The organism is Pantoea sp. 18059 (assembly GCF_902706165.1).
GTDB lineage: Bacteria > Pseudomonadota > Gammaproteobacteria > Enterobacterales > Enterobacteriaceae > Pantoea > Pantoea agglomerans.
The window spans coordinates 289,888-303,223 of sequence record NZ_CACSJS010000001.1 but is presented as its reverse complement, the minus strand read 5'-3'; the positions used below and the strand labels follow the sequence as shown (position 1 = coordinate 303,223).

Genomic DNA, 13,336 nt, shown 5'->3' with positions numbered 1-13,336 from the left:
ATCGATAAAAGGTTTAGTAGTTCCAGTTCACGCTGAAACCATAGGTGACAGGATCGGTTTTGAAGCCGTCCGGTTTCGACAGAGGAATCCCGGCAAAAAAGTCGTAGCTCAGGCTGGCGGGCGTGATCGCGCCGCGCAATCCGATGACGCCGCCCGCAAGATGTCGTCCCAGAGGTCCACCCTGGGAGGCGCTGTTGCCGCCCACCTCGCCATAGTCGGCACCCAGGTAAAGCTCCTGAGTGGGCAGCGGCGTCTGCCAGGCCAGCGTGTTCTGAACGGTCCAGCCCCGGCTGGCGCTGAGGGTGCGCTCACCATCAAAACCGCGCACGGTCCAGCGGTTGCCAATCGCGAACTCATCCTGCGGTGTCAGCGGGGTGTTGCTCATCTGGCGACGATATTGGATGTTGTAACTTAAACGCTGATTCCCCAGCGCGAATGGCGTGGTGAGTCCCGCCTGCCAGGTCAGGATTTTAGAGAGCGCGGTGGCATAGGTAGAGTCCTGATATGACTCCTCCCAGGCGGGCAGCGCACCGAACCAGCGTGTACCACGCTGATAGCTGACACCGGCGTCCAGCGTCGCCGGACCGATATAGTGCCGGTGTGACAGGCCGAGTCGCCATGCGCTGGTACGGCGCTGCTGGCTGCTGATTTCGGTGTCGTTGATGAAGTTGCGCGACTCTTTAACCAGCACATCGGCGCTGACGGTGGTTTTGGCGGCGGCATTGCGGTAGATCACCCGGCTGGCCTGCACATCCAGCGAGCGGCTCTTTCCGGCGTAAAGAAAATCACGGCTGTAACCGGCGACTGTCTGATGGTAGTCGTAGTCGCTGGCGGTAAGGCCAAACAGCCAGTAGCCCACAGGCACCGAGTAATGTCCCGACAGGCTTTTGCTGCTTTTTCTGCCAGCAAATCCCAGGTCGCGACTGGCGGTCAGGTAGAAGAGATCGCTGAGGGAGGTCGGGTTATCCAGCGCCAGCATCATCCCGCTCTGATAGCGCCCGGTACTTTCGGTGCCGGAATCATCCAGCCATGCGCCGAGTCGCCAGAAACGGCGCTGCGTGCGTTCAATCACGATGTCACTTTCACCCGGATTGAGGCCAGGACGGAGCGCCATATGCGCCTCTACTGTCGGCAGACGCTGCAGGTTTTCCAGCCCCTGTTCAATATCCCGTAAATCCAGCAGATTGCCTGCATGGGCGGGTAATGTCGGCCACAGGCTGACATAGCGGGATGATGAGGGTGACAGTTCCACACTGCGGATTTTGCCAGGCACTATCAGAAGTTGCAGCACGCCCTGGCGCAGATCCTGCTGCGGAGCCAGCACGCGCGTAGTGACCCAGCCATGATTGATCAGCCGGTTTTGCAGCGTGCTCATTAACTGGCTGATGCCTTTTACGCCGAGACAACGACCATTGGCCTGACTGGCCAGACGCTGCAGAGGCACCCAGTGCGGCAGCGCCTCCTGCCCGGACAGACTGACCTGCTGAATAACAAAACAGGGTGTTTCCTGCGGGAACTTCAGGTGGGAAGGTGCCGGAACCGTTTCTGAGAGACGCACATCAGGCACCTTTGGCATCAGCCGTTGCTGACGCGCTTTTTGTTGCTCCTGCTGATGCTGTAATTGCTCATCACCCGGTGCCGCCTGCACAGTGCAAACTGGCAGGGTGGTAATCAGCAGAGCGCAAAGCAGAGGTGCCAGCGTTGTTAAAACTCCATTTTTTTGGGGCTGCATAACCGATCCATGTGGTTAAGGTGTAACAAAATGTATATGGCTGCTTTCCTGCGCACATTATGCCGCTGGAATCAAAAACCACAAGAAAAATTGCAGAAAAACTTACACTAAACTTACAAAAGTTAGTGAGACAGGCCATTTAAAAAAGTACCAGTCATTATCCGTAGTTCAGGGGCTGCTGAGTCCGGCGAATCGCCGGGATTAGCTAAAGGCGCAGAGACGGATATTTTTAGCCAATGAATAACAAGGAATTAGCCATTCGTTCAGCGCTTCAGAGACCAGCTTTGTAGCCGGGCTAACGACGGAACTGAAGTAGCCGAACTCGTTACCTGAAAAGTTTTCTGGCTATAGCAAATATTCTTACGGTTACTCTCTTGTTATTAATGGTACGCATTTCAGGCATCACCAACATACTACCCTGCCATGCTCATAAAATTTTACTTTAGTCAAAATTATGAATGCATTTTGCTTTAGTCGATATCGCACTCTCCTGCGCCAGCGTCTGTTTCAGGGGCTTCTCCAGGACATAAAAAAAGCCCCCTCATAAAGGAGGAGGCTTAACATTAATTAGCCAGCGTTATTGCTGTTGCTTAGTGCAGCTTCAGCCGGGGACGAATAACCCGGTTAATACTGCCGACCAGCATCATCAGACCGGTTTTGAAGTAGCCGTGTAGCGCAATCTGGTGCATACGGTAAAGCGAGATATAGACGAAGCGCGCGATGCGCCCTTCCACCATCATTGAGCCGCGCATCAGGTTGCCCATCAGGCTGCCGACCGTACTGAAGCGGGAGAGCGATACCAGCGAGCCATGATCTTTATAGACATAGGCTTTTAGCGGTTTACCGTCACGCTGCGCCAGAATGTTGTCCATGGCGCGTGAGGCCATCTGATGCGCTGACTGGGCGCGCGGTGGTACAAAACCGCCGCCCGGCAAGGCGCAGGAGGCGCAGTCGCCAATCGCGTAGATGTCATCGTCCAGCGTAGTTTGCAGCGTCTCTTTGACCACCAGCTGATTGATGCGGTTGGTTTCCAGTCCGCCAATCTCTTTCAGGAAGTCGGGCGCTTTGATTCCAGCCGCCCAGACCATCAGATCGGCTTCGATAAACTCACCGCCTTTGGTATTCAGGCCATTACGCTCGGCGCTGGTGACCATGGTCTGCGTCAGCACGCGAACGCCCAGCTTGGTCAGCTCCTGATGTGCCGCAGCAGAGATGCGTGGTGGCAGTGCAGGCAGGATACGTTCACCCGCTTCCACCAGCGTCACGTTCAGCGCTTCGCGTCCCAGGCCTTTGAAGCCGTAGCTGTGCAGCTGTTTCACCGCGTTATGCAATTCAGCTGACAGCTCAACGCCTGTTGCCCCGCCGCCCACGATAGCGATGTTAACTTTCTCGACACGGCCTTCGCTGGCGGAGAATTTCAGGAACAGGTTGAGCATTTCGTTATGGAAACGACGCGCCTGATGCGGATTATCCAGGAAGATGCAGTGATCTTTGACGCCCGGCGTACCGAAATCATTCGAGGTGCTGCCCAGCGCCATCACCAGCTGGTCGTAGGCCACTTCACGCTGTGGCACCAGCACTTCGCCCTGCGCATTCAGCACTTCGGCCAGGCGGATCACTTTTCGGGTGCGATCGATATCGGTAAGCGAACCCAGCTGGAACTCAAAACCGTGATTGCGGGCATGAGCCAGATAGCTCAATGCATCAATGCCTTCGTCCATTGAGCCGGTCGCCACTTCGTGCAGTAGCGGCTTCCACAAATGACTGTGGTTACGATCAACCAGGATAATCTCGGCCTTCTTTTTTCGGCCCAGTTTATGGCCCAGCTGCGTGGCCATTTCCAGGCCGCCCGCTCCCCCTCCGACAATAACAATTTTCTTAACAGACGTAGTCAACAAAGACCCCCTCAAATTGTGAACCAAAAGTTAACCAAAGGTTAAATTAAACCTTAAGAAACATAGGGTTGGCGAAGTTAAAATCGCAATCTGCTGGGAGAATAGCATGGCGGGAAGAGGAGAACATAAGAATATTGATATACATCAAAGCGGGAAAATAAAACTCAGATAATTACGTAATAAAAACAGGCACCTTGCGGTGCCTTTGCTGCTTAACCTAATGTTTTAAAAGCTTTTATCCGCTTAAGATGTGGGGATATATTTTTGAATTTGTGCCCTTCCGTCTCATCCCAGACAATTTCATAAAACGGATGCAGCTGGTCAGCAATGTGCTGGCTGTCGAGCGCCTCATCGTGACGGGAGAGAATGGCCAGGCAGCGGTCACGATTACGCTCGCGAAAATCGCTGACGCACTTCGTTGCGATATCCTGATACTCCTCCGGCCGGTCGATCTTCCCTTCCATGTTCGCCTGCGGCGAGAGGTTGGGATTAAAAATCACCTGCCGGATGCCGCACAGAAATCCAATGCGCTCTGACCAGAAGCCGCCCAGTCCGACGCCGCAAATCAGCGGCCGGTCGTCGTCAGAAAGCGTCAGCATCTTATCGGTCTCTTTTAGCAGAAACTGCATGTCATGTTTGGGATGGCGGGTGCTGTAACTGATCAACCTGACGTCAGGATCGATAAATTGCAGTTGCAGCACTTTTTCGTGATTGCCCGGACTGTTGGAATCAAAACCGTGCAGATAGATGATCATGATAATCCTCAAGGTAGTGATAGCGCCGGGCAGTCACTGCTTACCACGACGCCTTATGAGCCAGCCAGCGTTCCTGAAGCGCACTCAGTTGCTGAGCATTATTTTTCCAGCGATGCGTTCCCCGCAGTTCATCGCGGGTAAACCTGCCCTGATGATACAGCTGTGTAACCCGCTCTGACCCGACCGGGATCAGGTTATCCAGTACACTGATGGCGCCCTGACGCTGATTGCAGACCAGAATCATGTCACAGCCCGCGGAAAGAGACTGCTGCGCCCGCTCAGGATAGCTGCCCATCACCGCAGCGCCCTCCATCGACAGATCGTCGGAGAAAATAATACCGTCAAAGCCCAGTTGCTCACGCAGCACGGTTTTAAGCCAGTATGGCGAACCACTGGCGGGCAGCGGATCAACTTCGGAGTAGATGACGTGTGCGGGCATGATGGCGTCCAGTGCCTGTTCGGTAATCAGCTTGCTGAAGATTGCCATGTCATGCTCACGCAGCGTCTTTTCGTCCCGCGGATCGCGTGGGGTCTCTTTATGCGAATCCGCACTCACCGCACCGTGACCCGGAAAATGTTTGCCGGTGGTCTTCATGCCGGCCTCGTGCATCCCCGCAATAAAGCGGCGGGCGACGTCAAGGGCGATGGCCGGATCGGCATGGAAAGAACGGTCGCCAATCGCGGCGCTGATATGACCAATATCGAGTACCGGCGCAAAGCTGATATCGATATCCATGGCGATCATCTCGGCTGCCATTTGCCATCCCGCCTGTTGCGCCAGTTCACCGGCGGTATCCAGGTCGTGCAACGCAGCAAAAGATTGCATGGCAGGCAGTTGGGTGAAGCCGTCACGGAAACGCTGCACGCGACCGCCCTCCTGATCCACCGCCACTACCAGCCGGGTGTGAGAGGCGGCGCGGATCTGCCGCACCAGTTCTGCCAGCTGAGCGGGATCATGATAATTTCGGGCAAATAAAATTAAACCGCCCACCAGCGGATGCTGCAGGATGTCGCGCTCTTCGCCATCCAGTTCATAACCCTCGACGTCAAGCATCAGTGGGCCGGGTAAATCTGATCTCATATCATGAATCCTGTAGCGAAACGCACCTGCGTAACGCGATTAAATCTGTTCCCAGCTCTGTCGAGCCAGCTGTTGTAATGTGTCGTCGTCACGCTGACCGGCACGGAGCTGATACCAGCTGGCCATCAGCAACTGCAGCCAGGGCTGCCAGCGTCTGACCTGCTGCACCAGCGCGGTAAGCGGCAGCTGCATCGCCGCGGCATACTCAGCCAGCCACTCGGCCTGGTGCTGCGGATCGCTGGCACAGACAGCCGCCAGCTCCAGCGCCACGTCGCCATCGGCGGCATACTCCCAGTCGATCAGACGCAGACCTTCGGGACCTTGTATGACATTTCCGGCATGCAGATCCATGTGCAGCGGAGCCAGCCGCAGCGGGTGAGGTTCACCCTGCTGCGTCAGACGTCTCAGCGCCCGCAACCAGCGGTGATGCCGCTGTGGAGTGAGCTGCCAGTAGCGCCATAACAGCGGCAACAACTGCAGACGATAGCCGGTCAGCGGCTGCTGATGCAGCTGCTGTAGCAGTGCCACGATCTGTGGACGCTGCTGGCTGAAACGGTGTTCATCCAGCGCTTCGCCTGCGCACCAGGTCAGGATAATCCCCTGACGATGGCCCGCCACGGGCTGCGGTGCCACTCCGCTGGCTTGCAGTTTGCGTAACAGACGGAATTCGCGCTGCCGATCCACAAACGGAATAACCGGTTGCGGTGCCGCCCGCGCGATAAAGGTTCCGCGCGGGCTGACAATCTTCTGGCTGTGCCCGGTCAGACCGGCAAGCGGGATAAAGGATGTCTTTTCTGGTTCGCCGGTGACCTGCTGAATCATCCGCTGGAAAGCGGGATTAATTCTGTGCAATGCCGTTGCCGGACCAGATGATCTCGCCGGTCTGGACCAGCATCAGTTGCATTTGCAGCGTCGGCGCTTTGACATCGCCACGCGCGTTGCTGTAGAGCACATACTGAGCGTTAACGTTACGCGCCAGGCCAATCGCTTTACTGCGCGAGTTCAGGCTGTCATCCGGCGATAATCCCAGCGTCTGCTTCGCTTGTGCCAGTTGGTCAGCAGAAACCAGGGTGAATTTGCCGTTGTTATTCAGCGCATTCTGGATAGCTGCCGTCGCTTTCTCGCTTTGCAGCGCACCGTTGGTGCTGTTTTTAACCCGATCCACCAGCAACACGCTGCCCGGCTCGGCGCTGGCGGCCTGTAACATCTGCGCCACCAGCGGCTGAACGCTGGCATCCCAGTTGATAGTGACCAGTTTCGGTGGCTGCGGCACTGGCTGCGGTTGCGGCACCGGTTCAGGTTGTGGAACGGGCTGCACCGGCTCCACAGGCTGAGTCGGTTCAACCGGTGCAGGCTGCTGCTGTTTCACCACACAGCCGGTCAGAATGAGCGCCATCAGGAGCGCTCCGGTACGATTAACACTGCGTATCACGTAGAAAATCCTTAAAGATAGAGATAAAGACGAACCTTGCTGGCCGTCAGGTTACCCAGTTGCGAAGTGGCGATAATGCTGCCCTGCGCCGGAACGGTAACGGTCTGCGCCGGTTCCTGCGGGGTGATTTCCAGCCCTTTGTCGTCATACCAGTAGTAACGATAGTGCACAACAACCGGTGTTTCGCGCTGATTATAGAGCACGCTGGTGGCACGCTTCAGTCCATCGTTCTCATCCAGCGTCGGTTCATCGGTAATGATCCCTGCCGACAACACAGAGGACTCCATCACCAGCGACTGTGACGTATTGATCATCGGTTTATCACTGCTGCAGGCCGTCAGGCAGAGCAGGATCGGCAGGCCAGTCAGCCAGGATCGCATAGCACGCTTCCGTTATCAGGTCAGTTAGAGAGCATCGGTCCCAGCGGTTCACCGCCCAGCAGATGCATATGAATGTGATAAACTTCCTGACCACCATGTTGATTGCAGTTCACAATCAGACGATAACCATTTTGATCGATACCTTCCTGACGGGCGATTTTCGCCGCGGTAGTAAACATACGTCCCAGCGCATGCTCATGCGCCGCTTCCGCATCGTTGACCGTTGGGATCAGCACATTCGGCACGATTAAAATATGGGTCGGCGCTTTGGGCGAAATGTCGCGGAAGGCAGTGACCAGCTCATCCTGATAAACCACATCAGCGGGGATTTCGCGGCGGATAATTTTACTAAAAATGGTTTCTTCTGCCATGGTGCAATTCCTTTAGCCTGAGTCTTAATCAATCAGTATGCGGGAGAAATTTGTTTTCTTTCAACCTCAGGACCACTTTTCTTGCATTGTTCGCCTGCCTTTGCAGCAGCCCCCTCTCTCCGTGACCCGCACGCTGTTCAGAATGCTAACAACGCCCCTGCCACACCAGAAAATGAAACGCTGTTTTATAAATTAGAATTTCGCCACCCTTTTCTTTGTATGACTGCCACTTCAGCGCCAGCACTTGCCAAATTGCGAAGGTTTAGCCGACCCGTCAGTTCTACTTTGCTAACCAGTCCGGGTGAGATGACCGGCGTCACCAGGGATAAACCGCCATAAACATCAAGGAGCATCAGACATGCGCTCACGTAAAATTGGTCTTGGCCACTATCTGGCCTACGGTTCCGGAGATTTTCTTGGAGCAGGCACCACGGCGCTGACCGCCGCCTGGTTGCTCTATTTTTACACCACCTTTTGTGGGTTAACCCCGATTCAGGCCACGCTGATCTTTGCCGCTGCCCGCGTGCTGGATGCGATAGTCAGTCCGCTGATGGGCTTTCTGACCGATAACTTCGGTTCGACCTGGCTGGGCAAACGCTTTGGCCGCCGCAAATTCTTTATCCTGCTCGGCATACCCTCTGTATTCAGTTATAGCCTGATGTGGCTCAGCGACATGAGTTTCTGGTGGTATCTCTGCACGTATCTGCTGTTTGATATCGTCTACACCATGATCCTGGTGCCGTATGAAACGCTGGTGCCGGAAATGACCGACGATTTCAAACAGAAAACCCGCTTCTCCGGTGCCCGCATCGGCCTGGCACAGCTGTCGGCCATTCTGGCCGCCTTTTTACCCGGTATTTTGCTGGGTATGCTGGGCAAAGATAATCCTCTCTCCTTCTTCTACGCCAGCCTGGTGTTCTCGGTAATCTGCGCGCTGGTGCTGACGCTGGTGTGGTGTTTTACCTGGGAGCGTCACCCCGATGACTTTTCCGCCGAGTCACGCCGTGCAGAACAGGAAAAGCAGCAGCTGACGCTGATGCAGAATCTCAAACGGCTCTATGTCGAGCTGGCTTCAACCTTACGCATCCGCATCTTCCGCCAGCACCTTGGCATGTACCTCGGCGGCTATATCGCCCAGGATGTGTTTAACGCCGTCTTTACCTGGTATGTGGTATTTGTGCTGATGCAGAGCGCTCAGGTCGCCTCCAGCCTGATGGGGACCATGGCGGTGCTGCAGTTTATTGCCGTGATGGCGATGATTCCGCTCTGCATCCGCATGGGACCTGCGCCCGCCTACCGTCTGGTGGCCATATTGTTTGGCCTGGCGGCGCTCTCCTACGCTGGATTGTGGTATGCCGGAATGAACGACAACATGTCACTGCTGTTGGTGATCTCCGCCCTGGCAGGCCTGGGACGTGGCGGCATCAACTATGTGCCGTGGAACACCTATACCTATATCGCCGATGTGGATGAGGTGATCACCGGACAGCGCCGTGAAGGGATTTTTGCCGGCATCATGACCCTGACGCGTAAAGCGTCGCAGGCTGGCGCAGTCATGCTGGTCGGTATCGTGCTGCAGCTCTCCGGCTTTGTCTCTGGCCAGGCGACCCAGGTACCCGGCGTCAGCCACACTATCCTGGCGATTCTCAGCGTCGGTACCGTGGCCGTACTGGCCTGCGGCTTTATCGTGTCACTGCGCTTTAAGCTTAATCTGCAGACCCACACTGTGCTGCGCCAGGAGACGCTGAAGATGCGCGACGCGGGCCGCATCGTGCCGGAAAGCATCACGCCGGAAGCACGCGGAATTGTAGAAACGCTGGCTGGCATGCCTTACGAAAATCTTTGGGGCAACAACAACATTGGCTTCCTTAATCGTAATAAGCCAGCGCCGGAAAAATTGTCCGCACATCCCACTTTAAACCCTTCTTTAAACCCGACCTTAAAACGACAGGAATAAACCATGACTGTATTTCCCGTTAAACACAGCAAATTATTGTGCCAGCCCGAGCATCTGTTGCCACGCAGCGAACTGGTACAGCTGATTCAAAAGCTGACACAGAATCTGGTTAACATCACCGATGAGACAGGCGAATTTTTATTACGGCTTGACGATGGCCGGGTGATTGATACCAAAGGCTGGGCGGGTTGGGAATGGACACACGGCATCGGTCTGTATGGCATGCTGCACTACTATCAGCAGACCGGTGACCAGCAGACGCTGGCGATCATTGATGAGTGGTTTACGCAGCGTCTGGCGGAAGGCACGCCGACCAAAAATGTGAATACCGTTTGTCCTTTTCTGACGCTGGCCTACCGTTACGAAGAGACCGGGAACCCGGCCTGGGTGCCGGTGCTGGAGCGCTGGGCAGAATGGGTCATGTATGAGATGCCGCGTACCGAACAGGGCGGCCTGCAGCACATTGTCTATAACAACGAAAACCCGCAGCAGCTCTGGGACGATACGCTGATGATGAGCGTGATGGCGCTGGCTAAAATTGGCCAGTTGCTGAAGCGCGATGAGTGGATTGAAGAAGCGAGTTATCAGTTCCTGCTGCACACCCAGTATCTGATGGATCGCAAAACCGGCTTATGGTTCCACGGCTGGAACTTTGACGGCCGCCATAACTTTGCTGATGCACGCTGGGCGCGCGGTAACAGCTGGGTGACGATTGTCATTCCCGACTTCCTGGAGATGATGAACTGGCCTGAGCATCACGCTACCCGCCGTTTTCTTCAGCAGGTGCTGGAGACCCAGGTTAAAGCGCTCAGGGAGTGTCAGCACAGCAGCGGATTGTGGCACACCCTGCTTGATGATCCGCACAGCTACCCGGAAGCCTCCGCCACCGCCGGGTTTGCTTATGGCATTCTGAAAGGGGTTCGCAAGCGTTATCTGCCCGCGGAATATCGCGAAGTGGCAGAAAAAGCGTTGCGCGGCGTGATTGCCAATATTGATGACGATGGCGAGTTAAAACAGGTCTCCTTTGGAACCGCAATGGGCAAGGATCTGGATTACTACCGCACGGTTCCTCTGACCTCTATGCCCTACGGCCAGGCGATGGCCCTGCTCTGCCTGACAGAGTATCTGCGCGTTTACCTCTGAATCCCGGCCAAAAAAAAGCCCCGCTAAGCGGGGCTTTTTCATCGCTGTAAATCATTACATGCTGCGGATGTAATCATCCATATCGGTTTTCAGGTTATCGGATTTAGTCCCGAAAATCGCCTGCACACCGGAACCGGCTACCACCACGCCACGGGCGCCGAGGTTTTTCAGTTCAGTCTGATCCACTTTCGCCACATCGGCGACGCTGACACGTAAACGGGTGATACAGGCATCCAGGTTGGTGATGTTCTCTTTACCACCAAACGCCGCCACCAGTTTGCCCGCCATCTCTGTACCGGTCGCGGTAGATTGCTCGCTGCTGCTGCTCTCTTCACGGCCAGGTGTTTTCAGATCCAGCTTCGCGATCAGTACACGGAATATGGTGTAGTAAACCAGACCATAGATGATACCAACAATCGGGAACAGCCAGATTTTACTGCTGTTGCCGCTCAGGACGATAAAGTCGATCAGACCGTGAGAGAAGCTGGTGCCATCACGCATCCCAAGCAGGATACAGATTGGGAATGCCAGACCCGCCAGCAGCGCATGGATCACATACAGGATTGGTGCCACGAACATGAATGAGAATTCAATCGGTTCGGTGATACCGGTCAGGAATGCGGTCAGCGCGGCGGAGATCATGATACCGCCCACTTTGGCGCGATTTTCAGGCTTCGCTGAATGCCAGATAGCAATCGCTGCCGCTGGCAGACCGTACATTTTGAACAGGAAGCCGCCAGAGAGTTTACCTGCGGTCGGGTCACCCGCCATATAGCGCGGGATATCACCGTGGAACACCTGACCTGCCGCATTGGTGTATTCACCGATCTGCATCTGGAAAGGAACGTTCCAGATGTGATGCAGACCAAATGGCACCAACGCGCGTTCAATTACGCCATAAATACCAAAGGCGACAACCGGGTTTTGATAGGCAGCCCACTGTGAGAACTCCTGAATCGCGGAACCTATCGGTGGCCAGATAAAGGAGAGCAGTACGCCGAGAATGATAGCTGCCAGACCGGAAATAATCGGCACAAAACGCTTACCGGCAAAGAAGCCCAGATATTCTGGCAGCTTGATGCGGTAGAAGCGATTAAACATGTAAGCGGCAATAGAGCCGGCGATAATACCGCCCAGTACCCCGGTGTCGGCGAGGTGTTTAGCCTCGATCTCCGCCGCAGGCAGATGCAGCACCAGCGGGGCAACTACCGCCATGGTTTTCACCATGATGCCATAGGCAACAACCGCTGCCAGTGCCGAAACGCCGTCATTATTGGTAAAGCCCAGCGCCACACCAATAGCGAAAATCAGCGGCATGTTGGCGAACACCGATCCACCCGCTTCTGCCATCACATGCGAAACCACTGCAGGTAACCAGCTGAAATTGGCTGAACCGACCCCTAACAAAATACCGGCAATCGGCAGAACCGATACCGGCAGCATCAGCGATTTACCGACCTTTTGAAGGTTGGCAAAAGCATTTTTGAACATAGCGTGAAGCTCCTGAGTAAGAGTGCATATTTGCGCAGTGCGCGTGGCAAAGAGGGAGGATTCTTTGCCGGGCTGGCGGTGACCGCCTTTTGATTTATTACGAAGGGTAAAATAATTCCCGATTTGTTACTTTGACGGGTATCACGTTTCGACAATCACAAGGGCGCACTTTACGAAATTTCTTACTGATCCGCACCAGTAATCGGCGATAAAAAGCTGACCCTGTCTGAAAAAACAGGGTCATATACGCAGGTTACAGATTAATTACAGAGTCTGAAATAATAGCTGATCAGGCGCCCAGCTGGCTCATCGGGATATGAAACAGCGTGGAGAAGTTTTGGGTGGTGGTTGCTGCCAGCGTTTCTAAATCCACCCCTTTCAGGACAGCCAGATATTCGGCAACATCGCGCGTATAAGCGGGCTGATTCTCTTTACCACGGAAAGGCACCGGGGCCAGATAAGGCGAATCCGTTTCCACCAGCATCCGATCCAGCGGCACATAGCGTGCAGCTTCACGTAACTGCTCGGCATTGCGGAATGTGACGATGCCGGAAAAAGAGATGTAGAAGCCCATATCCAGCAGTTTTGCTGCGGTGGGCTGATCCTCAGTGAAGCAGTGCAGCACGCCGCCGCAACGTTCAACCTGCTCTTCACGCAGAATCGCCAGCGTATCTTCGCGGGCATCACGGGTGTGAACAATGATCGGTTTGTTCAGCGCAATACCGGTACGGATATGCTCCCGGAACGAGCGCTGCTGCTGATCTTTCGTTTCTGGCTGATAGTGATAATCCAGCCCGGTTTCACCCAGGGCCACCACCTGAGGATCGGCAGAGAGCCGACGAAACTCCTCAACATCATAGGCCTCTTCCTGATTCAGCGGATGCACACCGCAGGAGAGCGCTATATTTTTCCGTTCGCCGACCAGACTTTTAAGGGTATGAAAACCCGGCAGCGTAGTGGCGATTGCCAGCATAAATTTCACATCACGCGCCGCCGCTTTGGCGATTACATCATCCAGGTCACGATGGTTCTTTTCATAGTCCAGGCCATCAAGATGGCAATGGGAATCCACAATAAACATAATTACTCTCAGATAGGT

At 54.9% G+C, this 13,336-nt stretch carries 12 protein-coding genes; 2 read left to right on the top strand and 10 right to left on the bottom strand.

Annotated features, from left to right (window positions below):
• Window positions 1-13: 13 nt before the first annotated feature.
• The 8 genes from GVJ63_RS01445 to hinT all read right to left on the bottom strand — a co-directional run bounded on the left by GVJ63_RS01445 (window position 14) and on the right by hinT (window position 7,646).
• The gene (locus GVJ63_RS01445) at window positions 14-1,732 is read right to left on the bottom strand and encodes a ShlB/FhaC/HecB family hemolysin secretion/activation protein (RefSeq protein WP_159226309.1); all 1,719 of its coding nucleotides are present in this window, start codon (window positions 1,730-1,732) and stop codon (window positions 14-16) included.
• Window positions 1,733-2,322: 590 nt separating this feature from the next.
• Window positions 2,323-3,627, bottom strand: a complete 1,305-nt coding sequence (locus GVJ63_RS01440; RefSeq protein WP_010246297.1) for an NAD(P)/FAD-dependent oxidoreductase — start codon at window positions 3,625-3,627, stop codon at window positions 2,323-2,325.
• 212 nt (window positions 3,628-3,839) lie between these two features.
• Window positions 3,840-4,382 carry an alpha/beta hydrolase YcfP gene (ycfP, locus tag GVJ63_RS01435; protein WP_010246299.1) on the bottom strand — a complete coding sequence of 181 codons (543 nt, stop codon included), beginning with the start codon at window positions 4,380-4,382 and terminating at the stop codon, window positions 3,840-3,842.
• Window positions 4,383-4,422: 40 nt separating this feature from the next.
• Entirely contained in the window at window positions 4,423-5,463 is a 1,041-nt protein-coding gene (gene nagZ / locus GVJ63_RS01430; protein WP_022625859.1) for a beta-N-acetylhexosaminidase, read from the bottom strand.
• A gap of 39 nt (window positions 5,464-5,502) precedes the next feature.
• Window positions 5,503-6,285, bottom strand: coding sequence for a thiamine kinase (thiK, locus tag GVJ63_RS01425; RefSeq protein WP_010246303.1), 783 nt, complete (start codon window positions 6,283-6,285; stop codon window positions 5,503-5,505).
• 16 nt (window positions 6,286-6,301) lie between these two features.
• On the bottom strand, window positions 6,302-6,895 hold the full coding sequence (gene lpoB / locus GVJ63_RS01420) for a penicillin-binding protein activator LpoB (protein ID WP_022625861.1): 594 nt from the start codon (window positions 6,893-6,895) through the stop codon (window positions 6,302-6,304).
• A gap of 11 nt (window positions 6,896-6,906) precedes the next feature.
• Entirely contained in the window at window positions 6,907-7,275 is a 369-nt protein-coding gene (locus GVJ63_RS01415; RefSeq protein WP_010669861.1) for a YcfL family protein, read from the bottom strand.
• Window positions 7,276-7,295: 20 nt separating this feature from the next.
• On the bottom strand, window positions 7,296-7,646 hold the full coding sequence (gene hinT / locus GVJ63_RS01410; protein WP_159226308.1) for a purine nucleoside phosphoramidase: 351 nt from the start codon (window positions 7,644-7,646) through the stop codon (window positions 7,296-7,298).
• Between the two features lie 358 nt (window positions 7,647-8,004).
• On the opposite strand from hinT, the gene GVJ63_RS01405 reads away from it, so the two are divergent.
• Together GVJ63_RS01405 and GVJ63_RS01400 are read left to right on the top strand one after the other, a co-directional pair.
• Window positions 8,005-9,603 carry an MFS transporter gene (locus tag GVJ63_RS01405; RefSeq protein WP_022625862.1) on the top strand — a complete coding sequence of 533 codons (1,599 nt, stop codon included), beginning with the start codon at window positions 8,005-8,007 and terminating at the stop codon, window positions 9,601-9,603.
• A 3-nt stretch (window positions 9,604-9,606) separates the two neighbouring features.
• Window positions 9,607-10,746 (top strand): glycoside hydrolase family 105 protein, encoded by a 1,140-nt coding sequence (locus tag GVJ63_RS01400; protein WP_010669859.1) that lies wholly within the window; start codon window positions 9,607-9,609, stop codon window positions 10,744-10,746.
• A 54-nt stretch (window positions 10,747-10,800) separates the two neighbouring features.
• Here the strand turns inward: GVJ63_RS01400 and ptsG are convergent, their stop codons facing one another.
• Together ptsG and GVJ63_RS01390 are read right to left on the bottom strand one after the other, a co-directional pair.
• Window positions 10,801-12,237 (bottom strand): PTS glucose transporter subunit IIBC, encoded by a 1,437-nt coding sequence (gene ptsG / locus GVJ63_RS01395; RefSeq protein WP_010669858.1) that lies wholly within the window; start codon window positions 12,235-12,237, stop codon window positions 10,801-10,803.
• 289 nt (window positions 12,238-12,526) lie between these two features.
• Entirely contained in the window at window positions 12,527-13,318 is a 792-nt protein-coding gene (locus GVJ63_RS01390) for a metal-dependent hydrolase (protein ID WP_033757273.1), read from the bottom strand.
• Window positions 13,319-13,336: the final 18 nt, after the last annotated feature.

Bases quoted from the DNA above. Each gene is read 5' to 3' on its own strand.
- GVJ63_RS01445 (WP_159226309.1), bottom strand. From the start codon at position 1,732: ATGCAGCCCCAAAAAAATGGAGTTTTAACAACGCTGGCACCTCTGCTT.
- ycfP (WP_010246299.1), bottom strand. From the start codon at position 4,382: ATGATCATCTATCTGCACGGTTTTGATTCCAACAGTCCGGGCAATCAC.
- nagZ (WP_022625859.1), bottom strand. From the start codon at position 5,463: ATGAGATCAGATTTACCCGGCCCACTGATGCTTGACGTCGAGGGTTAT.
- thiK (WP_010246303.1), bottom strand. From the start codon at position 6,285: ATGATTCAGCAGGTCACCGGCGAACCAGAAAAGACATCCTTTATCCCG.
- GVJ63_RS01415 (WP_010669861.1), bottom strand. From the start codon at position 7,275: ATGCGATCCTGGCTGACTGGCCTGCCGATCCTGCTCTGCCTGACGGCC.
- hinT (WP_159226308.1), bottom strand. From the start codon at position 7,646: ATGGCAGAAGAAACCATTTTTAGTAAAATTATCCGCCGCGAAATCCCC.
- GVJ63_RS01405 (WP_022625862.1), top strand. From the start codon at position 8,005: ATGCGCTCACGTAAAATTGGTCTTGGCCACTATCTGGCCTACGGTTCC.
- GVJ63_RS01400 (WP_010669859.1), top strand. From the start codon at position 9,607: ATGACTGTATTTCCCGTTAAACACAGCAAATTATTGTGCCAGCCCGAG.
- ptsG (WP_010669858.1), bottom strand. From the start codon at position 12,237: ATGTTCAAAAATGCTTTTGCCAACCTTCAAAAGGTCGGTAAATCGCTG.
- GVJ63_RS01390 (WP_033757273.1), bottom strand. From the start codon at position 13,318: ATGTTTATTGTGGATTCCCATTGCCATCTTGATGGCCTGGACTATGAA.